Origin of the sequence: Denitromonas iodatirespirans (genome assembly GCF_018524365.1) — a bacterium.
GTDB classification, from domain to species: Bacteria; Pseudomonadota; Gammaproteobacteria; order Burkholderiales; family Rhodocyclaceae; genus Nitrogeniibacter; species Nitrogeniibacter iodatirespirans.
In genome coordinates, this window is the sequence record NZ_JAEKFT010000002.1 from 55,495 (window position 1) to 79,133 (window position 23,639).

19 protein-coding genes are annotated in these 23,639 nt (G+C 69.4%); 6 read left to right on the plus strand and 13 right to left on the minus strand.

The genetic code is table 11. From position 1 onward, the window contains the following. The first annotated feature begins 42 nt into the window (after positions 1-42). Complete coding sequence (locus I8J34_RS01910) at positions 43-2,535, plus strand: DNA topoisomerase III (protein WP_214359680.1); 2,493 nt, start codon at positions 43-45, stop codon at positions 2,533-2,535. A gap of 10 nt (positions 2,536-2,545) precedes the next feature. Continuing rightward, positions 2,546-3,136, plus strand: coding sequence for a DUF924 family protein (locus I8J34_RS01915; RefSeq protein ID WP_214359681.1), 591 nt, complete (start codon positions 2,546-2,548; stop codon positions 3,134-3,136). A 56-nt stretch (positions 3,137-3,192) separates the two neighbouring features. On the opposite strand, the gene I8J34_RS01920 is transcribed toward I8J34_RS01915, so the two are convergent. Together I8J34_RS01920 and I8J34_RS01925 are read right to left on the minus strand one after the other, a co-directional pair. After that, the gene (locus I8J34_RS01920) at positions 3,193-3,663 is read right to left on the minus strand and encodes a Dps family protein (protein ID WP_214359682.1); all 471 of its coding nucleotides are present in this window, start codon (positions 3,661-3,663) and stop codon (positions 3,193-3,195) included. Between the two features lie 121 nt (positions 3,664-3,784). After that, entirely contained in the window at positions 3,785-4,723 is a 939-nt protein-coding gene (locus tag I8J34_RS01925) for a hydrogen peroxide-inducible genes activator (RefSeq protein WP_214359683.1), read from the minus strand. Positions 4,724-4,948: 225 nt separating this feature from the next. On the opposite strand from I8J34_RS01925, the gene I8J34_RS01930 reads away from it, so the two are divergent. Together I8J34_RS01930 and I8J34_RS01935 are read left to right on the plus strand one after the other, a co-directional pair. After that, a complete protein-coding gene (locus I8J34_RS01930) occupies positions 4,949-6,421 on the plus strand; it encodes a DegQ family serine endoprotease (RefSeq protein WP_214359684.1) in 1,473 nt (490 codons plus the stop codon). Between the two features lie 272 nt (positions 6,422-6,693). Next, positions 6,694-8,682: a TonB-dependent receptor plug domain-containing protein gene (locus I8J34_RS01935; protein WP_214359685.1), complete on the plus strand. Its 1,989-nt coding sequence runs from the start codon at positions 6,694-6,696 to the stop codon at positions 8,680-8,682. 13 nt (positions 8,683-8,695) lie between these two features. Here the strand turns inward: I8J34_RS01935 and I8J34_RS01940 are convergent, their stop codons facing one another. Both I8J34_RS01940 and uvrA read right to left on the minus strand, forming a co-directional pair. Then, complete coding sequence (locus tag I8J34_RS01940) at positions 8,696-9,049, minus strand: YbaN family protein (protein WP_214359686.1); 354 nt, start codon at positions 9,047-9,049, stop codon at positions 8,696-8,698. A 13-nt stretch (positions 9,050-9,062) separates the two neighbouring features. Beyond that, positions 9,063-14,651, minus strand: coding sequence for an excinuclease ABC subunit UvrA (gene uvrA, locus I8J34_RS01945; RefSeq protein WP_214359687.1), 5,589 nt, complete (start codon positions 14,649-14,651; stop codon positions 9,063-9,065). A gap of 174 nt (positions 14,652-14,825) precedes the next feature. Between uvrA and I8J34_RS01950 the strand changes: the two genes are divergently transcribed. Beyond that, a complete protein-coding gene (locus tag I8J34_RS01950; RefSeq protein WP_214359688.1) occupies positions 14,826-15,011 on the plus strand; it encodes a hypothetical protein in 186 nt (61 codons plus the stop codon). Positions 15,012-15,692: 681 nt separating this feature from the next. On the opposite strand, the gene I8J34_RS01955 is transcribed toward I8J34_RS01950, so the two are convergent. The 9 genes from I8J34_RS01955 to I8J34_RS01995 form a co-directional block, all read right to left on the minus strand. Continuing rightward, the gene (locus tag I8J34_RS01955; RefSeq protein ID WP_214359689.1) at positions 15,693-16,493 is read right to left on the minus strand and encodes a metal ABC transporter permease; all 801 of its coding nucleotides are present in this window, start codon (positions 16,491-16,493) and stop codon (positions 15,693-15,695) included. Next, positions 16,490-17,065 (minus strand): ATP-binding cassette domain-containing protein, encoded by a 576-nt coding sequence (locus tag I8J34_RS01960; protein ID WP_230411667.1) that lies wholly within the window; start codon positions 17,063-17,065, stop codon positions 16,490-16,492. Before I8J34_RS01960 ends, I8J34_RS01955 begins: the two co-directional genes overlap by 4 nt. After that, on the minus strand, positions 17,062-17,961 hold the full coding sequence (locus tag I8J34_RS01965; protein ID WP_214359690.1) for a metal ABC transporter substrate-binding protein: 900 nt from the start codon (positions 17,959-17,961) through the stop codon (positions 17,062-17,064). The genes I8J34_RS01960 and I8J34_RS01965 overlap by 4 nt, the downstream gene beginning before the upstream one ends. A gap of 10 nt (positions 17,962-17,971) precedes the next feature. After that, complete coding sequence (locus I8J34_RS01970) at positions 17,972-19,318, minus strand: TonB-dependent receptor (protein ID WP_230411668.1); 1,347 nt, start codon at positions 19,316-19,318, stop codon at positions 17,972-17,974. 139 nt (positions 19,319-19,457) lie between these two features. Continuing rightward, a complete protein-coding gene (locus tag I8J34_RS01975) occupies positions 19,458-19,796 on the minus strand; it encodes a hypothetical protein (protein ID WP_214359692.1) in 339 nt (112 codons plus the stop codon). A gap of 10 nt (positions 19,797-19,806) precedes the next feature. Continuing rightward, entirely contained in the window at positions 19,807-20,415 is a 609-nt protein-coding gene (locus I8J34_RS01980) for a DUF3299 domain-containing protein (protein WP_214359693.1), read from the minus strand. Between the two features lie 7 nt (positions 20,416-20,422). Continuing rightward, complete coding sequence (locus I8J34_RS01985; protein WP_214359694.1) at positions 20,423-21,688, minus strand: ABC transporter permease; 1,266 nt, start codon at positions 21,686-21,688, stop codon at positions 20,423-20,425. Further along, positions 21,685-22,380, minus strand: coding sequence for an ABC transporter ATP-binding protein (locus I8J34_RS01990; RefSeq protein WP_214359695.1), 696 nt, complete (start codon positions 22,378-22,380; stop codon positions 21,685-21,687). Before I8J34_RS01990 ends, I8J34_RS01985 begins: the two co-directional genes overlap by 4 nt. Continuing rightward, positions 22,377-22,931, minus strand: a complete 555-nt coding sequence (locus tag I8J34_RS01995; RefSeq protein ID WP_214359696.1) for a DUF2796 domain-containing protein — start codon at positions 22,929-22,931, stop codon at positions 22,377-22,379. Before I8J34_RS01995 ends, I8J34_RS01990 begins: the two co-directional genes overlap by 4 nt. A 97-nt stretch (positions 22,932-23,028) precedes the next feature. Here I8J34_RS01995 and I8J34_RS02000 point away from each other — a divergent pair, with 97 nt between their 5' ends. Next, positions 23,029-23,463: a Fur family transcriptional regulator gene (locus I8J34_RS02000; RefSeq protein ID WP_214359697.1), complete on the plus strand. Its 435-nt coding sequence runs from the start codon at positions 23,029-23,031 to the stop codon at positions 23,461-23,463. The last annotated feature ends 176 nt before the right edge of the window (positions 23,464-23,639 follow it).

A 23,639-nucleotide genomic window follows, 5' to 3' on the forward strand; every position in this document is an offset into this window, starting at 1 on the left:
ACCGGGAACCTTGACCGGCGAATGCCGGTTCTTCCGCATGCCATGAGCAAACAACTGATCATCGCCGAGAAACCGTCCGTCGCGCAGGACATCGCCCGTTCGCTGGGCGGCTTCACCCGCCAGAAGGACTATTTCGAGTCGGACGACTACGTCCTGGCATCGGCGGTCGGCCACCTGCTCGAACTCACCGTGCCGCCCGACGAAGAGGTCAAGCGCGGCAAGTGGTCTTTCGCCAACCTGCCGGTGATCCCCTCCAGCTTCGCGCTGCAGCCGATCGCCAAGAGCGAGGACCGGCTCAAGCTGCTCACCCGGCTGATCAAACGCAAGGATGTCGACGGCCTGATCAACGCCTGCGACGCCGGGCGTGAGGGCGAGTTGATCTTCAACTTCATCGCCGAACACGCCAAGACCAAGAAGCCGGTGCAGCGCCTGTGGCTGCAGTCGATGACGGCTGGCGCGATCCGCGACGGCTTTGCCCACCTGCGCTCGGCCGACGAGGTCGACGGCCTGCGCCAAGCCGCAGTCTGTCGCGCCGAGAGCGACTGGCTGATCGGCATCAACGGCACGCGGGCAATGACCGCCTTCAACTCCAAGACCGGCGGCTTCCACCTGACCACGGTCGGCCGGGTGCAGACTCCGACGCTCACCCTGGTGGTCGAGCGCGAACGGCGCATCCGCGAGTTCAAGGCGCGCGACTACTGGGAGCTGCATGCCCGCTTCGGCTGCGCCGAAGGCAGCTACGCCGGGCGCTGGTTCGACGAGGGCTTCAAGAAAAGCGACGACGAGCACGCTCGCGCCGAACGGCTGTGGGACAAGGCGCGTGCCGAGGCGATCCGCACCAAGTGCGCGGGCAAGCCGGGCTCGGTCGAGGAAGAATCCAAGCCGTCGACCCAGCAATCGCCGCTGCTCTTCGACCTCACCAGCCTGCAGCGCGAGGCCAACGGCCGCTTCGGTTTCTCGGCGCGCGCCACCTTGCAGGTCGCCCAGGCGCTGTACGAGCGCCACAAGGTGCTGACCTACCCGCGGACCGACGCCCGCGCCCTGCCCGAAGACTATGTCGACACGGTCAAGGAGGTGCTCGGCAACCTGCCGGCCGAATACGCCAAGTTCGCCAACGAGATCAAGCGCGAAGGCTGGGCCGGCCCCAACAAGCGCATCTACAACAACGCCAAGATCTCCGACCACTTCGCGATCATCCCCACCGGGACCGCGCCCAAGTCGCTGTCGGAGCCGGAACAGAAGATCTACGACCTGGTCACCCGTCGTTTCTTGTCGGTGTTCTACCCGGCCGCCGAATTCCGTGTCACCACCCGTATCACCCGTGTCGAGGGCGAAGCCTTCAAGACCGAGGGCAAGGTGCTGGTCAAGCCGGGCTGGCTGGTGGTGGTCGGCCGCGACAAGCCGAGCGACGACGCCGAAACCCTGGCGCTGGTCGCCAGCGGCGAAACCGTGAGCACTGACGAGATCGAGGTCAAGGCGCAGCAGACCCGCCCGCCGGCGCGCTTCAACGAAGCCACCCTGCTGTCGGCCATGGAAGGCGCCGGCAAGATGGTCGACGACGAAGAGCTGCGCGCCGCCATGGCCGGCCGCGGCCTCGGCACCCCGGCCACCCGCGCGCAGATCATCGAGAACCTGATCGGCGAGCAATACATGCATCGCGACGGCAAGGAGCTGATCCCCACCGCCAAGGCTTTCTCGCTGATCACCCTGCTCAAGGGCCTGGGCGTATCGTCGCTGACCTCGCCCGAGCTGACCGGCGAATGGGAATACAAGCTGTCGCAGATGGAGCAGGGCGGGCTGACGCGCAATGCCTTCATGGACGAGATCGCCCAGATGGCGCGCGACATGGTCGAGCGCGCCAAGCAATACGAATCCGACACCGTGCCGGGCGATTTCACCACGCTCAAGACGCCGTGCCCGAAATGCGGCGGGGTGGTGAAGGAGAACTACAAGAAGTTCGCCTGTCAGGCCTGCGACTGGAGCACCTGGAAGATCGTCGCCGGCCGCCAGTTCGAGATCGACGAGATCGAAGCCCTGCTGCGCGACGGCAAGGTCGGCCCGCTGATGGGCTTCCGCAACAAGATGGGCCGGCTGTTCAACGCCGACATCAAGCTCAACGACGAACTGGTGCCGACCTTCGATTTCGGCCAGCCGCGCGAGGACGAAAACGCCGAACCGGTCGACTTCTCCGACCAGACACCGCTCGGCGCCTGCCCGAAGTGCCAGGCCAATGTCTACGAACACGGCATGGCCTATGTCTGCGAGAAATCGGTCGGGCCCGACAAGTCCTGCGACTTCCGCTCCGGCAAGATCATCCTGCAGCAGCCGATCGAGCGCGAGCAGATGAGCAAGCTGCTCACCGACGGCAAGACCGACCTGCTCAAGGCCTTCGTCTCCAACAAGACCAAGCGCAAGTTCTCGGCCTTCCTGGTGCGCAAGCCGGACGGCGGCGTGGGCTTCGAGTTCGAGCCGCGCGCACCGAAGAAACCGGCCGCCAAAAAACCGGCCAAGAAGGCCGCCAAGGGCGACGAATAGGCCCCGGCCGATGGCCCCCCTGCCCGACACCGCCCGCGAGATCCTCGACTTCTGGTTCGGCGCGCCCGGCAGCGCCGAGCATGGCCAGCAACGGGCGCTGTGGTTCGAGAAACGTGACAGCACCGATGCCGCCATCCGCAGCCGCTTCGCGGCAGTCGTCGAACAGGCGCTGGCCGGCGGCCTCGCCGACTGGGACGCCAGCGCGCACGGTGCCCTGGCCCGCATCCTGTTGCTCGACCAATTCACCCGCAACATCTTCCGCAACACGCCGCGCGCCTTCGCCGGCGATGCCTTGGCGCTGGCCGCGGCCGACGCTCTGATCGCCCGCGGCGGCGACAACACGCTCATGCCGGTCGAGCGCATCTTCGCCTACCTGCCCTTCGAGCACGCCGAAGACATCGCCGCGCAGGATCGCGCCGTGGCGCTGTTCGACGCCCTCAAGGCCGCGCATCCCGGCTTCGAGACCACCTACGACTACGCGCTGCGCCACCAGGCGGTGATCGCCCGCTTCGGCCGCTTTCCGCATCGCAACGCGATCCTCGGGCGGGCGGACACCGACGCCGAGCGCACCTTTCTCGCCACGCCCGGTTCCGGCTTTTAGGGCAGACGTAAAAACGGCCGGGTCGCCCCGGCCGTTTTTCGTTGCGCCTCGCCCGATCAGCTGGCGAGCAGGCTGCGCAGCATCCAGGCGGTCTTTTCATGCACCTGCATGCGCTGGGTCAGCAAGTCGCAGGTCGGCTCGTCGTCGGCCTCGTCGGCCAGCGGCATGATCTCGCGCGCGGTGCGCACCACCGCTTCCTGCCCCTTCACCAGCTGGCGGATCATCTCCTCGGCGCCGGGCACGCCCTGAGGCTCCTCGAGGCGGGTCAGCTCGGCAAAGGCACGGTAGGTGCCCGGCGCCGGCTCGCCCAGTGCGCGGATCCGCTCGGCAATGGCGTCGACCGCCAGCGCCAGCTCGGTGTACTGCAGTTCGAACATCTGGTGCAGGGTGTTGAACATCGGCCCGGTGACGTTCCAGTGGAAGTTGTGCGTCGTCAGATACAGCGTGTAGCTGTCGGCGAGCAGGCGCGACAAGCCCTGCGCGATCGCCGTGCGGTCTTTCTTGCTGATGCCGATATCGATATCCATGGTGACTCTCCTTCGTGCTTGAAAACGTCGCCGCGCCAGCCGGCCGGCATCTTGGTTGAAGGCTACAGCGGCGCCGGGGTGGAATCCAATCGATTGTCCGTATCCACCCCATTGGGCCCGTCTATGCCGTGACGTCCTGGCTGGCGGCCTCGAGCGGGAGTATCCCGGGCAGGGCACAGGCCAGGATCGCCTTGCGGATCACGTCGATGGCGCCGCTGCGCGGGTAGGTCACGCGCCAGGCCAGGGCCACGGTGCGCGAGGGCTCCGGCGCCTCGAAGGGCCGGGTGGCGAGCAGCGGATTACGTTCCGGCAGGGCGTCGGCCGCGGTGGCCGGCAGCACGGTGACGCCGATGCCGCTGGCCACCATCAGGCGGATGGTCTCCAGCGAACTGCCCTGCAAGGTGCGCTGCAGACCGCCGACGCCATTGCACTCGGGGCACACCTCGAGCACCTGGTCGCGGAAGCAGTTGCCGGCGCCGAGCAGCAGCAACTGGTCGTCGGCCAGCTGGCCGGCGCTGACGGTCTTCTGCCGGGCCCATGGATGCGTGCTGGGCATGAGCACCCGGAAGGGCTCGCGGTAGATCGGCTGCACCACCAGGCCGGGCTGCTCGAAAGGCAGCGCCAATATGGCCACGTCGAGGTCGCCGCGCTTGAGCGACTCGGCCAGATGGGTGGTGAAATTCTCCTCGATGATCAGCGGCATGCGCGGCGCCAGCGCCTTGACCTGCGGGATCAGCCGCGGCAGCAGGTAGGGGCCGATGGTGTAGATCGCCCCGACCCGCAGCGGTCCGCCCAGCGGATCCTTGCCGGCCTGGGCGATCTCCTTGATCTGGCTGGCCTCGACCAGCACGCGCTGCGCCTGGTCGACGATGCGCTGGCCGAGCTGGGTCACTTTGACGTCGCTGGTGCCGCGCTCGAAGAGCATCACGCCGAGCTGCTCCTCGACCTTCTTGATCGCCACCGACAGCGTCGGCTGGCTCACATGGCAGCGCTCCGCCGCCCGCCCGAAGTGGCATTCGCGCGCCAGCGCCACGATGTATTTCAGATCCGTCAGCGTCATTGCCTCACCTCGTCAGGAACAGTCCGCCGTTTTCATGGTCAGCGTCAACATGATTATCACAGGCTATGACGCAAGCGCACAGCCCGGGTTCCGACAGGAGAGAAGATTCCGGCACCACCGTGCCCTTGAATCCCCCCGGCGGCAACCACACCTATGCCAAGATACCCCTTGCACGCGCGCGGCCGTCGCCCGGCCGGCGTGGAGACCGACGACTCAGGAGGACGCATGAAACGCCCCATTCCCCGCCTCAAGACGCTGGCCGGCACCGCGCTGGCGCTGGCCCTGGCCGCCGGGCTGAACCTGTCCGCCGGCCTGGGCTCCGCCCATGCCGTGGCCGCCGCCCCGGTCGCCGCCCTGCCCGCCACCCGCCAGACCTTGCCGGATTTCGCCGAACTGGTGACACGGGTCGGCCCGGCCGTGGTCAACATCAGCGTCGTACAGCAAGTCAGCGGCCCGATGGCCGGCGCCGACGATCCGTTCTACGACTTCCTGCGCCGCTTCGGCGTCCCGATCCCGGGGATGCCGGGCAGCCCCGAGATGCCCGGCATGCCCGGCCATGGCGGTCGGCAGATCGCCCGCGGCGTGGGCTCGGGCTTCATCGTCAGCGCCGACGGCTATGTGCTGACCAACGCCCATGTGGTCGACGACGCCACCGAGGTCACCGTGCGCCTGACCGACAAGCGCGAATTCAAGGCCAAGGTCGAGGGCGTCGACAAGCGCACCGACGTGGCCCTGCTCAAGATCGACGCCAAAGGCCTGCCGACGGTGCGCATCGGCGATCCCGAAGCGACCCGGGTCGGCGAATGGGTGGTGGCCGTCGGCTCGCCCTTCGGCTTCGACAACACCGTCACCGCCGGCATCATCTCGGCCAAGGCGCGTCGCCTGCCCGACGAAACCTACGTGCCCTTCCTCCAGACCGACGTGGCCATCAACCCCGGCAACTCGGGCGGCCCGCTGTTCAACCTGGACGGCGAAGTGGTCGGCATCAACTCTCAGATCTACTCGCGCTCCGGCGGCTTCATGGGCATCTCCTTCGCCATCCCGATCGACGTGGCGATGAAGGTCAAGGAGCAGTTGCAGGCCTATGGCGTAGTGCAGCGCGGCCGGCTGGGAGTGGTCATCCAGGGGCTGGACAAGGAGCTGGCCGACTCCTTCGGCCTCGACACGCCCAAGGGCGCCCTGATTTCCCGTGTCGAGCCGGACTCCGGCGCCGCCAAGGCCAAGCTGCAGGCCGGCGACGTGATCCTTGGGGTGAACGGCAACCCGGTCGAGGACTCGGCCGATCTGCCACGCATCATCGGCGAGATGCGACCGGGCACCGAGATCACGCTCGAGATCTGGCGCGATCGCAAGCAGCGCATCATCAAGGCCACGCTCGGCGGGCAGGACAACGAACGTCTGCAGGCGCGCGGCGCCGGTCAGCAGAGCGCCGGCGGCAAGCTCGGCCTGTCGGCCCGGCCGCTGACCAGCGCCGAGACCGAACGGCTCGGTGTGCCGGGCGGACTGGTGGTCGAGGATGTCGACGGGCCGGCGCAGCGGGCCGGCCTCCAGAAAGGCGACGTGATCCTCGCCCTCAACAACACCCCGGTCACCGACGTGGCCGGCTTCCGCAAGCTGCTGGAGGCTGCCGGCAACCGCTTTGCACTGCTGGTCCAACGCGGTGAAGGGCGCATCTACCTGGCGGTGCGCCTCAAGTAGCGCCACGCGCCGACGCTGTGCGATCGCCTGGCGCCGGCGCGCTTTCTGCCCAGTCTCCGGGAATGCGCCGGCGGGTTGCCGCCACGCCCGGCGGCAACCCTCCGCTGGTCCGAAAATGGCGCCCACTGGCCGTTTCCGCCCAACGGCGAAACGTGTTTTCAGCGCCCGTACGGTATAGTCTCGGGGTTTGTCCGTTCCCTGCGCTTACTATGGGTCTTGCGACGTCTCTCCGCTCTGGAGCACGTATCCGGCAACGCCTTGCCGGCACCGCGGTGCTGTGCCTGGGCCTGCCCGCGCTCGCTCACGCGGAGCCGCCGACCGACGACATCGAGAGCGCCTATTTCGAACAACTGCCGATCGTGCTCACCGCCGCGCGGCTGCCACAGTCCCTGCAGGACGCCCCGGGCGCGATCACCGTCATCGACCGCAAGCTGATCGAACGCAGCGGCTACCGCGATCTGGCGCGGCTGCTGCGGCTGGTGCCGGGCATGCAGGTCGGCCAGGAGCGCGGCAACGCCAGCTGGGTGAGCTACCACGGCCTGGGGCAGTCCTTCCCGGGCGAGTTGCAGGTGCTGATCGATGGCGCCGCGGCCTACGTGCCGGTCAGCTTCGGCACCGCCGCGTGGACCGGCCTGCCGGTCTTCCTGAGCGAGATCGAACGCATCGAAGTGGTGCGCGGCGCCAGCGGCAACAGCTACGGCGCCAGCGCGCTGCTCGGCGCAGTCAACCTGATCACCCGTCCCGCCGCCGAAGACCCCGGCACGCATGCCCGCCTGGTGCTGGGCGACCCATCGGTACGCGATGTCGAAGTCGGCTGGTCCGGTGCGTCGGCACCGCTGGCGCTGCGCCTGACCGCCGGCGAACAGTCCGACGATGGCTTTCGCGGCCTGCACGACCACCGCATGACGCAGCGCTTCAGCCTGCGCGGCGACACCCAGTGGAGTGCGCAAGACACCCTCAGCTTCCGCCTTGGCAGCAGCCGCGAGGTGACCGGCCGCGGTTACCCGGATTCGCCCTTCGGCAACAACGCCCTGCGCGACGGCACCGACACCGCCCACCTGTTCCATGTGCGCTGGCAGCATATCGACGACATCGACCGCGAGTGGTCGCTCAGCGCCTACCATCACCAGCTGGACTACCAGGATGCCTGGCTGGGCGGCGCCCCTCCCACCTTCCCCGACATCCCGCTGTCGCGCGACCGGCGCGACCTGCGCACCAGCATCGAGTTCCAGAAGAACGATCGCTGGGCCGAGCGGGTGCGCGGCATCTGGGGCGTCGAGGCCACGCTGACCCAGACCCGTTCGCCCTTCAGCTTCCACAGCTCGGAGGCACTGCGCGAAGAGACCTATCGCCTGTTCAGCAACGCCGAATGGCAACCGACCGAGAAGACCAAGGTGAACCTCGGCCTGGCCGCCGAGCGCTCGGGCCATGACGGCTGGCGCATCAGCCCACGCCTGTTCGCCAACCATCGCCTGAGCCCGGCCGACACCGTGCGTGTCGGCGTCGCCCGCGCCTGGCGCAGCACCAGCCCCTTCGAGTTGCATGGCGACACCCGCGTTTTCGATCCGACCACCGGCCTGCTGCTGGCCCGGCCTTTCGTCCCCAACCCCGACCTGCGCCAGACCCGCGCCGACACCGTCGAGCTGGGCTATATCCGCCAGATGCACTGGGCGCGCAGCACCGCCGAGGTCCGCCTGTTCCAGGAACGCCTGCGCGATCTGGTGGTGCGCGAGCGCGTCACCTCGCCCCCGCCGGTGCCGCTGCTGGCGGCGCAGATCCCCACCACCCGCGCCGCCAACTATGACGGCGAACTGACGGTACGCGGCATCGAACTGCAGCTGGAGTCGCATCCCTGGCAGGGCGGCGAGCTGCGTCTGGCCTGGAGCCTGATCGACCGCCGGGCGGCGGATTCGCAGATCGAGGCAGCCATTGCGCCCTACACCGCCAGCCTGCTGTGGATGCAGCAGTGGCCGCAGCAATGGAGCAGCCTGGTGCACCTCACACGCATCGGGCCGGTGGCCAGCGGCGACAGCTACCTGGCCGGCGACCCCTACGTGGTGCGCGCCTACACCTCGCTCGACCTGGCGCTGTCGCGGCCGGTGACGCTGGCCGGCCAGAACGCCCGCCTGACACTGGCCGCGCTCAACCTCGGCCCGCGCCACCAGGAAGTGGCCGACCGGGCGGTCCAGGCGCAGCATGGCAATACCCCGGCCAACCGGGTCTCGCGCCAGGTCTACCTGCGGCTCGACATGCGCTTCTGAACGCCCGGCCGCTTCAGGCGGAAGGCCGGGTCAGCACCCAGACGCCGACCACGCTGCAAAAGCCCGCCGGCACCCAATGCCAGGGCGGCGACAGCAGATACCAGCCGCCCAGCGAACTGATCAGCATCATCAACACCGCCAGCCGCTTGCCATGGGCCGGGATCGCCCCGCGCTCGCGCCAGGCCAGGATCGACGGGCCGAAACGCGGGTCATCCAGCAGCCGCGCTTCCCAGGCCGGGTTGCCACGGGCGAAGCAGAACGCCGCCAGCAGCACGAAGGGGGTGGTCGGCAGCAGCGGCAGAAACACGCCGGCGAAGCCCAGCACCAGCGACACCGCGCCGGCGGTCAGGTAGAGCGGTCGGCGCATGCGTCCGTCTCCCTCATGCCGGCACCTCGGCGCGCATGCGGCGCTGGCGCAGGAAGTTGCCGAGCAATCGCGCGGTATGTCCCTTGCCGGCCGCCAGCACCGCCTCGACCGGCCCGCAGCCGACGATCGTGCCGCCGCCCTCGCCGCCCTCGGGCCCCAGATCGACCAGCCAGTCGGCCTCGGCCATCACGTCCAGGTCGTGCTCGATCACCACCACCGTGTTGCCGGCCTCGACCAGGCGGTGCAGCACATGGATCAGCTTTTCCACATCCGCCATGTGCAGGCCGACCGTCGGCTCGTCGAGCACATACAGCGTGTTGGCGCCGCCACCGCCGCGCCCCGGCCGGGTCGGCGTGCGTGCCTTGGCCAGCTCGGTGACCAGCTTGATGCGCTGCGCCTCGCCGCCGGACAGCGTCGGGCTGGCCTGGCCGAGCGTGAGGTAGCCGAGGCCGACATCCTGCAGCAGCGCCAGCGTGTGATGGATGCGCGGATGGGCGGCGAAGAAGTCCACCGCCTCGTCCACGCTCATCGCCAGCACCTCGCCGATGCTCTTCTCGCGCCAGCGCACCGACAGGGTCTCGCGGTTGAAGCGCGCCCCGCCGCAGGTCTCGCAGGGCACTTTCACATCCGGCAAAAAGCTCATCTCGATGCGCTGCTGGCCCTGGCCCTCGCAGGTCGGGCAGCGGCCAGCACCGGTGTTGAAGGAAAAGCGCGCCGCCGTCCAGCCGCGCATGCGCGCCTCGGTGGTGTCGGCGAAGCACTTGCGGATCAGGTCCCAGAAGCCGACATAGGTGGCCGGGCAGGAACGCGGCGTCTTGCCGATGGGGGTCTGGTCCACCTCCAGCACGCGGCCGATCTGCTCCCAGCCCTCGATGCGTTCGCAACCCACCGGCGCACCGCCGGCCACCAGCTGCTTGAGGCTGTCGAGCAGCACGTCGCGCGCCAGCGTGGATTTGCCGGAGCCGGAGACGCCGGTGATCACGCTCAGGCGCGCCAACGGCACGCGCACGTCCACCGCCTTCAGGTTGTGCAGACTCGCCCCACGCAGCCACAGGCTGTCGGAGTCGGGCTTGACCGCCCGCGGCGGCGCCAGCGGATGCTGCAGCGGCGTGCGCAGGTGTTTGCCAGTCACCGACTCGGGCGCGGCCATCAGCGCGGCGGCATTGCCCTCGGCGACGATGCGCCCGCCGCGGCTGCCGGCGCCGGGGCCGAGGTCGATGACATGGTCGGCGCGGCGAATCGTGTCTTCGTCATGCTCGACCACCACCAGCGTGTTGCCCTTGGCCTCCAGCCGCGCCAGGGTGTCGAGCAACACCTGGTTGTCGCGCGGATGCAGGCCGATGGTCGGCTCGTCGAGGATGTAGCACACGCCGGTCAGGCTGGAGCCGAGCTGCGCGGCCAGGCGGATGCGCTGCGCCTCGCCGCCGGAGAGCGTCGGTGCGGCGCGGTCCAGCGCCAGATAGCCCAGACCCACCTGCTGCAGAAAACCGAGCCGGCTGCCGAGTTCGGCGACGATGTCGCGCGCGATCTCGGCCTCGCGGCCGGCCAGCGGCAGGTCGCTGAAGAACTCGGCGACCGCATCCACCGAACCGGCGGTCAGCGCCGAGATCGGCTGCTCGCGGTAGCGCACGTTGCGCGCGATCGGGTTCAGGCGCGTGCCTTCGCAGCTCGGGCAGGGCAGGGTCGGCTCTTCATCGAAGCTGGCGAAATCGAGCGCATGCACCTCCTCGGCCTTGACCTTGCCCACCACCAGCCCGGTACCGTAGCAGGCGGTGCACCAGCCATGCTTGCTGTTGAAGGAGAACAGGCGCGGGTCCAGCTCCGGAAAGCTCTTGCCGCAGCAGGAGCAGGCGCGGTGGATGGAGAAGGTCTCCGGCGTCGCGCCCAGCGTGCCCAGGCGCAAGACCCGCAGCACGCCCTTGCCCACCTCCAACGCCTCGCGCACCTGCGCGCGCAGCAGGGCTTCATGCTCGGGGCCGACCTTGACCATGCCGACCGGCAGCTCCAGCGTGTGTTCCTTGTAGCGGTCGAGGCGCGGCCACTTGCGCGTCGGCAGATACTCGCCATCGACCCGCAACTGCTCGTAGCCCTTGCCGCGCGCCCACTTGGCCAGATCGGTGTACAAACCCTTGCGGTTGTTCACCAGCGGCGCCAGCAACTCCACCGACTGGCCGCGATGCTCGCTGCTGATGCGCGCGACGATGGCCTCGAAGCTTTGCGGCGCCACCGGCACCTGGCAGTCCGGGCAGTACTGGGTGCCCAGCTTCACGTACAGCAGGCGCAGGAAGTGATACAGCTCGGTGAGCGTTGCCACCGTGCTCTTGCGCCCGCCGCGGCTGGTGCGCTGCTCGATGGCGACGGTGGGCGGAATGCCGTAGATGGCGTCCACCTCGGGCCGCGCCGCCGGCTGCACGAACTGGCGCGCATAGGCGTTGAGCGATTCGAGATAGCGGCGCTGGCCCTCACCGAACAGGATGTCGAAGGCCAGCGTGGACTTGCCCGAGCCGGACACCCCGGTGATGACGGTAAAGCCGCTGCGCGGGATCTTCACGTCCACATTCTTCAGGTTGTGCTCGCGCGCATGATGGATGCTGATGCTGCCGGCGCCGCGCGGCCGATAGACCACGGCCGGCTCGGCGGCGCGGCGCGCCGGCGGGGCCGACAGCGCGGCTTCGTACTCGGCCAAGGCGCGGCCGGTGTGCGAGGTCTTGTGCTTCGCTACGTCCGCCGGCGTACCCTCGGCCACCAGCTGGCCGCCGCCTTCGCCGCCCTCGGGGCCGAGATCGACCAGCCAGTCGGCGGCACGGATCACGTCCAGGTTGTGCTCGATCACCAGCAGCGAATGGCCGGCGTCGACCAGCTTGCGGAAGGCGCCGAGCAGGCGGGCGGTGTCGTCGAAATGCAGGCCGGTGGTGGGCTCATCGAACAAAAACAGCGTGCCACCGGCCGTGCTCGGCTCCGACGATTTCTTGCGCTTGCCTGCCTTGGCGGCAAACTGCGCCAGATGCCCGGCCAGCTTGAGGCGCTGCGCCTCGCCGCCGGACAGGGTGGGCACCGGCTGGCCGAGGCGTACATAGTCGAGGCCGACATCGATGATCGGCTGCAGCGCGGTAGCCACGGCCTTGTCGCCGTCGAAAAAGGCCAGGGCTTCGGAGACGGTCATCTCCAGCACGTCGGCCACATTGCGCCCGTCGATCTCCAGCTCCAGCACCTCGGGACGATAACGCTTGCCGTCGCAGTCCGGGCAGCGCAGATAGACGTCGGACAGGAACTGCATCTCGACATGCTCGAAGCCCGAGCCGGTGCAGGTCGGGCAACGGCCCTGGCCGGCGTTGAAGCTGAAGGTGCCCGGCGTGTAGCCGCGCTGTTTGGCGGCGGGCAGGGCAGCGAAGCGGGCACGGATGGCGTCCCAGGCGCCGACATAGCTCACTGGATTCGAGCGCGAACTCTTGCCGATGGGCGACTGGTCGACCATCACCACATCCGTGATGTGTTCGATGCCGTCGATGCCGGCATGCGCGCCGGGGGTCTCGGTGGGCTGGCCGAAAGATTTAAGCAGTGCCGGGTAGAGCACGTCCTGCACCAGGGTCGACTTGCCCGAGCCGGACACGCCGGTGATCACCACCATGCGGTTCAGCGGCAGCGCGACGTCGATGCCTTGCAGGTTGTGGTCGCGCGCCTCGCGAATGGTGAGGCGCGGTGTGTCGGCGTCGACCGGGCGCTGCGCCGTGCCCGGGTCGACATGCTTGCGGCCGGACAGGTAGTCGGCGGTCAGCGTGGTGCCTTCGGCGCGCAGCGCGGCCGGCGTGCCGGAAAAGACGATCTGCCCGCCGCGCTCGCCAGGGCCGGGGCCGATGTCGAAGATGTGGTCGGCGGCCAGCATCACCGCCGGGTCATGCTCGACCACCACCAGCGAATTGCCGGCGTCGCGCAGCCGACGCATGACCTGCACGATGCGGTCCATGTCGCGCGGATGCAGGCCGATGGACGGCTCGTCGAGCACGAACAAGGTGTTCACCAGCGAGGTGCCCAGCGCCGTGGTGAGGTTGATGCGCTGCACCTCGCCGCCCGACAGCGTTCGGCTCTGCCGGTCCAGCGTGAGATAGCCGAGGCCGACCTCGGTGAGGTAGCGCAGCCGCGCACGGATCTCCTCGCAGACCATGCGCGTGGCTTCGTCCTCGGCGGAAGTGCCGGTGGCCTCGATGCGATCGACGAAGCCGGCCAGCCGGTCGATGGACAGCTGCATCAGGTCGTGCAGTGTCAGGCCCGGCAGCGTGGCGAGGCGCTCGCGCTCGCGCCCGCCATTCAGGCCGGGCGGCAGGAAGCGCGCCGGGGCCGGCATCACCGCGTCGGCGGCCGCGGCATCACCGACCCGCCAGAGCAGCGACTCCGGCTTCAATCGCGAGCCCTGACACGCCGGGCACTCCGTGTAGCTGCGGTATTTCGACAGCAGCACGCGGATGTGCATCTTGTAGGCCTTGCTCTCCAGCCAGTCGAAGAAGCGCCGCACGCCGTACCACACGCCGGGCCAGGAGCGGCTCCAATTCTTCCACTGCGGCTCGCCTTCGAGCACCCAGTGGCGCTGTTCGTCAGTCAGATCGCGCCAGGGCACGCCGAGCGGAATGCCGGCCTTGGCGGCCATCTTCTCCATGTCGTCCTGGCATTCGGAATAGCTCGCCGTCTGCCAGGGCTTGACCGCGCCCTGAGCCAGTGTCTTGCTCTCGTCCGGCACCACCAGGCCGTGGTCGATGCCGATCACGCGGCCGAAGCCGCGGCAGGTTTCGCAGGCGCCGAGCGGCGAGTTGAAGGAGAACAGGCTGGGCAGCGGCTCGCCGTAGTGGATGTCGCAGTCGGCGCAGTGGAAGTCGTCCGAGAAGCGCCACACCGCGCTCTCGGCACCCTCGTCATCGACGGCCCGCACCGCCAGCCGGCCCTGGCCGGTGCGCAGCGCGGCCTCGATGGCCTCGCCGACACGCGCCGGCTCGGCGCTGCCGAAGCGGAAGCGGTCCTGCACCACCCACAGCCGATCGCCCTCGCGGCCGTGGATACGGGTGTAGCCCTGCTGCTCGAGATAGCCGCGGATCTCGTCCTCGGTGAAATTGGCCGGTACCTCGACCGGAAAGGTCACCAGCAGGCGCGGATCGCCGGCCGCCGCCGTGCGCTCGGCCAGCGCAGCGGCGATGCTCTGCGGGGTGTCGCGCTGCACCGCCGCGCCACAGCCGCGGCAATGCAGATGCGCGGTGCGGGCGAAGAGCAGCTTGAAGTGGTCGGTCAGCTCGGTCATGGTGCCGACCGTCGAGCGCGAGGTGCGCACCGGGTTGGTCTGGTCGATGGCAATCGCCGGCGGCACGCCTTCGATGCGCGTCACATGCGGCTTGTCCATGCGGTCGAGAAACTGCCGCGCATAGGGCGAGAAAGTCTCGACATAGCGGCGCTGGCCCTCGGCATACAAGGTATCGAAGACCAGCGAGGACTTGCCCGAACCCGACGGCCCGGTGAACACCACGAGCTGCCCGAGCGGGATCTCCAGGTCGAGGTTTTTCAGGTTGTTCTGGGTGGCACCGACGATGCGGATGGTGTCGGTGGCGGCGGGGTCGGGCATGGAGATCTCGGTGGGCGGGGTGAACCTCAAGAGAATACCCAATTGGCGGAAAAGTTCTCAGGTGCACCACCCTCGCCCAGCCCGGTGCGCCCGCCCGGCGGCCGGCAAGATTGACTTTTCATGGCCGCCTCCTTATATAAGACCCTGAATCCAGTCGTTTTTTGCGGAGGCCCCATGAAAGCCCACACCAGCGAGAAGATGCGTCGCCTGCTGGCCCAGCCGGGCAGTGCGCAGTTCGTGCGCGAGGCCATCGTCCGCTCGATGACCTCGCCCGACCTCCAACCCGTGCGCATCGAGAACGAAGAAGACGGTCGCAGCTACGAGTTCCAGGTGATCCCCACGCACAAGGTCACTGAGTGAACGTTGCCCTGCCGGCGGTCATCCTCTTCCTCCTCGCCCTGCCCGGCTACCTGCTCCGACGCCAGTTCTCCCGCCCCGAACGCACCGCCCCCGACGCCACGCCCTTCGGCCGGGTGTTGGCCACCTCCGTGTTGCTGGCCCTGCCGCTCAACGCCCTGTGGGTGTGGCTGGCCGGGCGAGTCTCGGCCTATGTGATCGACTGGCAGGCCTTCCTGATGCTGCTGGCCGGCACCCGCAGCCCCTCCGACACCCTGTTCGCCCGCGCCGTGGCGGCCCCCGAGGGGCCGTTCTTCTATCTGATGTCGCTGTGTGTGTTCGCCTGGTTCGCCGGCTATCTGGCCCGCGAGGCGATCCAGCGTTTCGACCTCGATCGCCGCCACGCCGGCCTGCGCATGGATGCGCCCTGGTACTACCTGTTTTCCTGCCGCCTCGACGATGCCCCCGAGCCGGATGCGGTGATCGTCTCGGCAGTGGTCGAGATCGGCCCCGAGGCCTACATCTACATGGGCCGGCTCGACAGCTACTTCTTCACCCCCGAAGGCCAGCCCGACCGGCTGGTGCTATCCAGCGTGTCGCGCCGCAAGCTGAGCGACGACCGCGCCCCCGGCAGCGGCCAGCCGGAGCGCTTCTACGCCATCGACGGCGACTATTTCGTGCTGCGCTACGCCGAGACCAAGACTCTCAACGTCTTCTACTGGCGCCACCACGAAGCCCCCGCCATGGCGGCGCCAGTGCCGCCACCGCCAGCACCGCGGCCACGCCTGCGGGCCCGAAGGGTTGATCCAGCACCAGCGCCAGCGCAAACCCCACCACATACGCCGTCAGCCCCATCGCCATCGCCCGCCACAGCGCCGAGCGCCACGACGGCGCCGTAGCAAACGCCCGCCAGGCCGGCACGAAGGCCAGCGCGAAGCTGGCCATCACCCCCAGCGAGAGGATCGCCACCCCCACGCTGGCGCCGGCCACCAGGTCGAAGGCCAGGCGGGTGGCCGCACCCGGTGGCCCCAGCGCCGGATGCACGCGTGCGCGCAACATCGCGCGATGAGCGCGCACCAGCACCAGCACGCCGATGCCCAATACCGCCGCCGACGCGGCCAGATGCCCGCCGCCGGTGAAATACAGTTGCCCGTCGAACACCGCCCCGGCGGCTTGCTCGGCCAGCGGGTGGTTGCTCATCACCGCCACCGCAGCCGCCCAGCCGAGCAGCAGCATCGCCGCATAGGCGCTGTCGCTCGGCCGCTTCAGGCCCCACTTGGCCAGCGCCGCGAGCAGCCCGGCACCCGCCCCGCCTACCACCGCCGGCAAGCCCAGCACCGCCCCGCCGAGTGCACCGGCCGAGGCCAGTTGCGCCATGCCGAGTACCGCCAGCCATTCGCCGCGCAGGCGCAGGTAGAGACCCAGCACCGGCAGCCAGACGGCCAGCAGCAGGCCGGTGAGGAAGGGCAGGCGGAACAGCGGGTCGAAGATCAGATCGATATTCATGAGGGAATCCGGATCACGCTCTGGCGCGCGGCGTCGACCAGGCTGTCGTCATGCGTCACCAGCACCACCGCCTGTCCGGCCGGCGGTGTGTGCAGCCAGGCGCGCAGCGCCGCCAGCCCGCGCGCGTCGAGATTGTTGCCGGGCTCGTCGAGGCACAGCACATCGAAGGGCGCGGCGGCGATCGACCAGAAGCGCAGGTATTGCAGCTGACCGCCCGAGAGGCGGTCGAGCCGGGCGTCCAGACAGTCGGCCAACCAGGGCGGCAGGCCGTCGGCGGACGCGCCGGTGAGCGCCAGCAGCTCGCGACCGCACAGCGGCAGCTCGGCCTGGCCCTCGGCGGCCTGCGCCAGATGGCCGAGGCGCAGGCCGGGCGCCTGCCACAGCTGCCCGGCCAGGCGCAGCCGCGGCTCGGTCAGTGCGCGCAGCACGGTGCTCTTGCCGGCACCGTTGGGCCCGAGCAGCGTGGTCACGCGGCCGGCCACCAGCTGCAGGTCCAGGCCCTGCAGCAGTGGCCGGTCATAGCCGACGCTCAGGCCCTGCGCCCGCAGCAGCACGGTGCCGGTCGGCATCATCCTTGGGTCGCCAGCAGCGCGTCGATCATGCCATCGAACCAGGCGGTCAGCCCGGCTTCGTCCGCCGACTGCTCGACGCTGACCGGCAGGCGCAGCAACGGGATGTTGCTGTGCTCGGCCAGCCACTGGCCCGGCCCCTCCGGCGCATAGGGCGGGCGCACGATGGCCAGCACCCGCTGGCCGGCGAGCGCATCGCGCAGCGCCGCCAGATGCGCCGAACCCGGCGCCACGCCGGGCTTGGGCTCCAGCGTGCCGGCCCGGGTCAACCCCAGCCAATGGGTGAAGTAGGGATAGGCGGTGTGATGCACCACGATGGCCTGGCCGCGCAGCGGCGCGGCGCGTGCCTGCCAGCGGTCGATGGCCGCCTGCCAGCGCGTGCGGAAGGCCGACCAGTTGGCGTCATACACCGCCGCCTGCGCCGGATCGAGCGCCGCCATGCGCGCCTGCAGCGCCGCGCCGACCGTCAGCAACAGGCGCGGGTCGAGGCCGATATGCGGATTGCCGGCCGGGTGCACATCGCCGTCGGCACGGTCCACCCGCACCGGCACCTCGAGCAGCGCCACCTGCGTGGCTGCCTCGAAGTAGCCCGGCAGGCCGGGCTGGATGGCGCGATTGCCGGCGGCCGAGAGCACCGCCGGCAGCCAGCCGATCTCCAGTTCGGCGCCGTTGGCCACCACCAGGTCGGCCTGCCGCGCGCGGGCGATCAGCGAGGGCCGGGCCTCGATGTGGTGCGGGTCCTGCCGCGCATGGGTGGCGACGAACACCGTCACCGCGTCGCCGCCGATGACGCGCGCCAGCGCGCCCCACTCGGGGAGCGTGGCGAAGACGTTGAGCCCGGCGCGGGCCGGGCCGGCCAGGCCCAGGCACAGCAGGGAGAGAAGAAGCGTCCGTATCATCGTCGGCCCCTCAGAAGCTGTGTGCGCCATGCGCACCCAGACTCATCACGTATTGCAGCCACAGCTGGTTGTCGGTCTCGCCGGCCATCGACTGGTCGCGGGCCAGCTGCAGGCGCAGGCGGGAGAACTCGCTCGGGCTCCAGTCCACCATCACGCTGTTGCGCTTGGGCGTGTGGTCCTCGCGCGCGATGTTGGCGTTGTTGTCGCCATAGTCGCGGGTACCCGGATCGAGCCGGTCGTGACGCAGGCCGACACGCCATTGCGGATGGAATTTGTACACCGCCTGGGCATACCAGCCGCGCTGGCGGGTGCGGTAGTCGCTGTCGACCGCCACCGCGCAGGCGCTGCCGGCCTCGCCCTCGCAGCTCAGGTCGCCGTCTTCGCGGCGCTGGAAGAATTCGGCCTGCAGGGTCAGCGCGCGTACGCCGGAATTGCCGTCGGGTGCCCATTTCCACACCGCGTCTGCGATCCACAGCCGGCTGCGGCCGGTGAATTCGCCCGTCACCTCCTCGTCGCCGACATCCTCGAAGTGCGCATGCCGGTCGGCGGCGCGCGCATTCAGGTAAGAGAGCCCGGCGCGCCAGCTGTGGCTGGTGCCGACGTCGCCGCCCAGGTGGGCGAAGATGGCACTGCTGCCGATGCCGTTCACATCGCGGTCGGTGCCGGGAAACTTGGCGCCGCGGCCGATCTCGACGCCGACTTCGGCGAACAGGTCGGTGGGCAGCACCCACTTGAGCTGCAGGCCGTCGTTGCCGTAGTTGCCATGCTCGCCGAACAGCGCGGTGTACATCAGCGGCGCGTCGGCGAAGTCCCAGGCATGGGCATGCTGGGCGTTGAGGTAGCCGATGCTGGACAGGAAGCGGCCGCCGCGCAGCGTCAGGCCGTGGCCGAGGCCGGTGGTCTGGAACCAGGCTTCCTCCACCTCGACCTCGCCGTCGGCGATGCCGAAGTTCACCAGACCACGGTAGTGGCTGTCGATGTTGGCGGCCAGCACCAGTTCGGTGTGGTCGAGCGAGAAGCCGCGCTCGCCGCCGTGGTCGTGGTCGTGATCGTCATGCTCGGCGGGGCCGACGAAGCCGCTGATGTGGCGCTCGTCGATGTCCTTCATGCGGCGATACTGGCCTTGCAGGGTCAGCGAGACCTCGGGGTTGAAGCCGCGCGGGCCGTCAGCGACAGGCGCCGCAGCCGCTGCCGCGGCTGGGGCCGGGGCCGTCTGGCGCGCGAGCCGGCTTTCGAGCTCGGCCAGGCGTGCTTCGTAGCTGTCGCGCAGGGCGCGCACCTGGGCGCGCAGTTCGTCGAGTTCAGCGTCGCTGGCCGAGAAGGCGGGCGAGGCGGCAAGGGCAAGTGCGAGCGCCACGGGGGCGCTCGGTAGGCGTTTGAAAACCATCGGGATCTGACTCCAATCGGGATACCGTGTGCCGGTTTGCGGGCGCACGGCGAATCACCCGACGCGCTCGTGCGCGCCGGGCAGTGGGGTGCCATCGGCGAGGGGGAGGTCAGAAACGGGGCGGGGAGCGGTTGCGCTGGCGTTCGCGCGTGCGGCGCGCAGCATTGCGCCACAGGCGGCCGGCCAGGGTGCCGCCGCCGGCCGCCACGGGCAGGCCGGCGGCCGGGGTGGACAACACATCGGCCGTCGCAGCGGCGGCGACACAGTCGAGACAAAGCAGATCTTCGGCATGCTGCGGTCCGTCCTCGACGGCGTCGCCGATGCCGGTGGACGCGGCATGGACCGCGAGATGGCTGAGCGGGTGCACCCGGCCCTCGAACAGGGCCAGGCACAGGCACAACGCCAGCAGGGCGGCGAAGGCCGGCGAAAGGCGGCGGATGCGGCGCATCGGCGAGCGTTCAGTCGCCGGTATAGGGCTCGACCTTGACCGCCGCGAGGCGGTAGCCGGCGTCGCCCAGGTCGGTCTTGGACGCGGCCAGACTGAGCGTGCCGCTGACCCACACCGCGCCCATGTCGGGGCCGACCGGCACCGGTTTGTCGGGGATCACATGCACCACCTGGTTGGACGGCGGCGGCGGCACATGGATACAGGCGCCGAAGTAAGGCACCAGCAGGAACTCGCGGATGTGCTTGTCGTCGCCTTCGAGGCGCACCAGGAAGCCGGCCATGCGGATCTTCTGGCCGTTCAGCGCCGGCACCACCGGCGCCTGCTCCCAGGCCTGCTTGATCTTGGCCATGATCTCCATGGCGCGCGGATCGTTGTCCTTCAGGCTCGCCATGTCGAGCTGCTTGAACACCGCGTTGGGGTCCCAGTCGAGCGGCATCAGGTCATCGAAGGTGATGGTGCGAAAGCCGCCGGCCTGGGGGGCCGCCGGCTTGGCCAGGCGGTCGCCAACCTCGTAGCCGGACTTGGCCGTGCCCTGGGCCTCGACCGGTCGGATGCCCTGCAGCGCGGGCACGGCCAACAACGCGGCAAGAGCGGGAATCAGCAACAGGCGTTTCTTCATGACGGTCTCACAGGCGCACGGTCATGCCGTCCGCCAGGGAATAGCGATACGCCCGCAGCGCGGGCACCAGGCTGGCCAGCACGGCGGCACCGAGCACCGCGGCCAGCCACATCAGTTCATTTGGCGTGATGAGGCGCGGCACAAGTTGCACGCCATGCTGCGCCATCAGCCAGGGCGACAGGCCGGCGCTGAGCGCCCACAGCACGAGCACGCCGAGGCCGCTGCCGGCCAGCGCCAGCAACACGCTCTCGAGCAGCAGCAGCATGAACACGTCACCCGGCCCGGCGCCCAGCGCGCGCAGGATGGCCAGCTCGCGCCGCCGTGCCGACAGGCTGCTGACCACCGTCGCCACCAGCCCGGCCAGCCCCACCGCCACGACGAAGGCCGATACCGCCAGCAGCGCGCGTTCGACGCCACCGACGATGCGCCACAGCTCGTCCAGTGTGACGCCGGGCAGGATCGCCATCAGCGGCTCGCCGGGCGAGGTATTGATCTCGCGCTGCAGGCGGAACACCGCCGAGCGCCGCTCCAGGCCGATCAGCGCGGCGGTGACACGCTTGGGGCTGAGGTCGAACTTCTGCACGAACTGCGGCGGAATCTCGACACCCGGAATGCGGCTGCCACCCTGCCAGTCGAGATGGATTGCCTCGATCGCGGCCAGGCTGACCAGCACCGAGCGGTCGATCGGCGTGCCGGTGCGCGCCAGCACGCCGGTCACGGTGAAGGGCTTGTCGGCATGCTCGGCGGCGGCGAAGTCGCCAGCGCCATGGCTGAGCACGATCTTCGCACCCGGCGCGTAGCCCAGCGCGTCGGCCACCTCGGCGCCGATCACCGCCTCGAACACGCCGTCGAAGGCCCGGCCGGCGGTAAAGCGCAGCGGCTGCCGATCGCCGGTCTGCACATGGGCGAAGAAATCGGCGGTGGTGCCCACCACGCGGTAGCCGCGGTGCGAGTCGCCCAGCGACAGCGGCACCAGCCAGGCCACGTCCTTGTGCGTGCGCAGCGCCTCGATGCGCGCGGCGCTCACGTCCTGGGTCGCATCGCCAATGTGGAAGACCGAATACAGCAGCAGCGAGACCGGCCCGCCGCGCGCGCCGACGATCAGGTCGGTGCCCGACACGCTGTTAGCAAAGCTGGCGCGCGCATCATTGCGCAGGCGCTCGACGCCGAGCAGCAGCGCCACGCTCAGCGCGATGGCGATCACCGTCAGCACGGTGGCCAGGCCGCGGTTGCGGATGCTGGCGAGGGTCAGGTGCCACAGCGGCAGCCTCATGCCGTCACCTCGGCGGCACGATTTAGCTCGGCCAACTCGGCACAGCGGTCGAAGCGCCCGGCCAGGCGCAGGTCATGACTGACGAACAGCAGGCTGGCGCCGACCGAGGTGCATTCGGCCAGCAGCAAGGCCAGGAAGGCGTCCTGGCGGGCGGCATCGAGCGAGGAGGTGGGTTCGTCGGCGATCACCAGCGCCGGTGCGCCGATCAGCGCCCGGGCGGCGGCCACGCGCTGCTGCTGGCCGACGCTGAGTTCGGCCGCCGGCCGCGCCAGCAACTCGCTTGAGAGATCCAGATGCCCGGCCAGGCGCCGCACCGCCGCCGCCACATCGCCGGCCCGTTGCGCCCGCGCCGGCGAAAAGCGACAGGGCAGCGCGATGTTGTCGGCCGCCGACAGGTAGGGAATCAGGTTGAACTGCTGGAAGACGATGCCGATATGCTCGGCGCGGAAGCGGTCCCGGCGCCGGCCGGAGAGCGTGCCCAGGTCGGTGTCGAGCACCTGCACCCGGCCCGCGGACGGGCTCAGCACGCCGGCGATCAGCGACAGCAGTGTGGTCTTGCCGCTGCCGCTCGGCCCGTGCAGGAACAGGCGTTCGCCGGCCGCCAGACGGAAATCCGGCACCTCGAGACAAGGCTGCGCCGCACCCGGCCAAGCGAAACGCAGCGCCGACAGGGTAACGGCCGACGATGTCATCGTTTGGCCGGCAAGGACCACACCGGGTGCGCCGCGTCGAGCACCGCCTTGCCCTGCCCGGCGGCGGTCGCCGCTTCGGCGTCGATATGGTGCAGGCGCGGGAAGCGGGCGAAGGCCTTGACCGTCACGCGGTCCAGCTTGTCCGGCTGGGCGCAGGCAAAGGTGTAGCTGGCCGTCACGTCGGCATGGCCGTCGTGATCGTCGTGGCCGGCATGCGCATGGCCATGGTCTACGTCGGCTGCCATGAACGGCAGATCGATGTCCGAGTCGGTCAGACGGCAAGCAGCCGCGGCCGGCAACTGCACCAAGGCGTCGGGGCCTTTCAGGGCTGCGGCGGCCTCGGTGAGCGCAGCTTTCTGCTCCGCGGTTTTCGGGGCATGTTCGAAACCGACGATGGCTTCGAGCGGGCTGTCGAGCGCCACCGTGACCGCGCCGCCCTCCTGCACCAAACTCAGATGCGCGGCGCCGTGGACATGGGCGCCGCCTTGCGCCGGCGCCGCGGCCGGCAGCCACATGGCCAGCCACAGTGCAGCGATATATCCTTGTTTCATCACGGAAAATCTCCTGAATCCGGAAGGTTTTGGGGTGGCAAAGAATGGCGAAAATGCTACTATGTTGCACAATCATCTGCAACCGACTTGCACCGTCATGCCCCAAACCCATCCTGCCACCCCCGCCGAATCATTGATCGCCGCCCAGGGCGGGCGCATCACCCGCACCCGGGTGGCCGTGCTCGAGGTGCTGCTGGCGGCCGAGCAGTCGCTGACCCATGACGAGATCGGCGCCGCGCTCGACGACAAGGGGATCAAGCACGACCGCGTGACGCTCTATCGCACGCTCGACTGGCTGGTCGAGTCCGGCGTGGCACACAAGATGGCCGGCGACGACCGGGCACGCCGCTTCGGCGTGGCGGCCAGTGGGCCGCATGAGCATGCACACTTCCATTGCGACCGCTGCGGCAAGGTGGTGTGCCTGGAAGGCCTGCAGCCGGCGGTGGCGGTGAACCTGCCCGGCGGCTACCAGCTCGACCGCGCCGAGTTGGTGTTGCACGGCGCCTGTCCGACCTGCGGCAAAGGCGCGTAGGGCGGATTTCAATCCGCCGACATGGCTTGCTTTAAACGCAACAATGTTGCACTATAAACCCCGTTTTGATGGAAACAGTTGCATCCATGCCTGAGCACTCCCGCCCCTTTCATTCCCTGCTGACCTTCGGTGTCGGCGCCCGCCTGGCGATTGCAGCCGCGGCCGCCGCCGTGCTG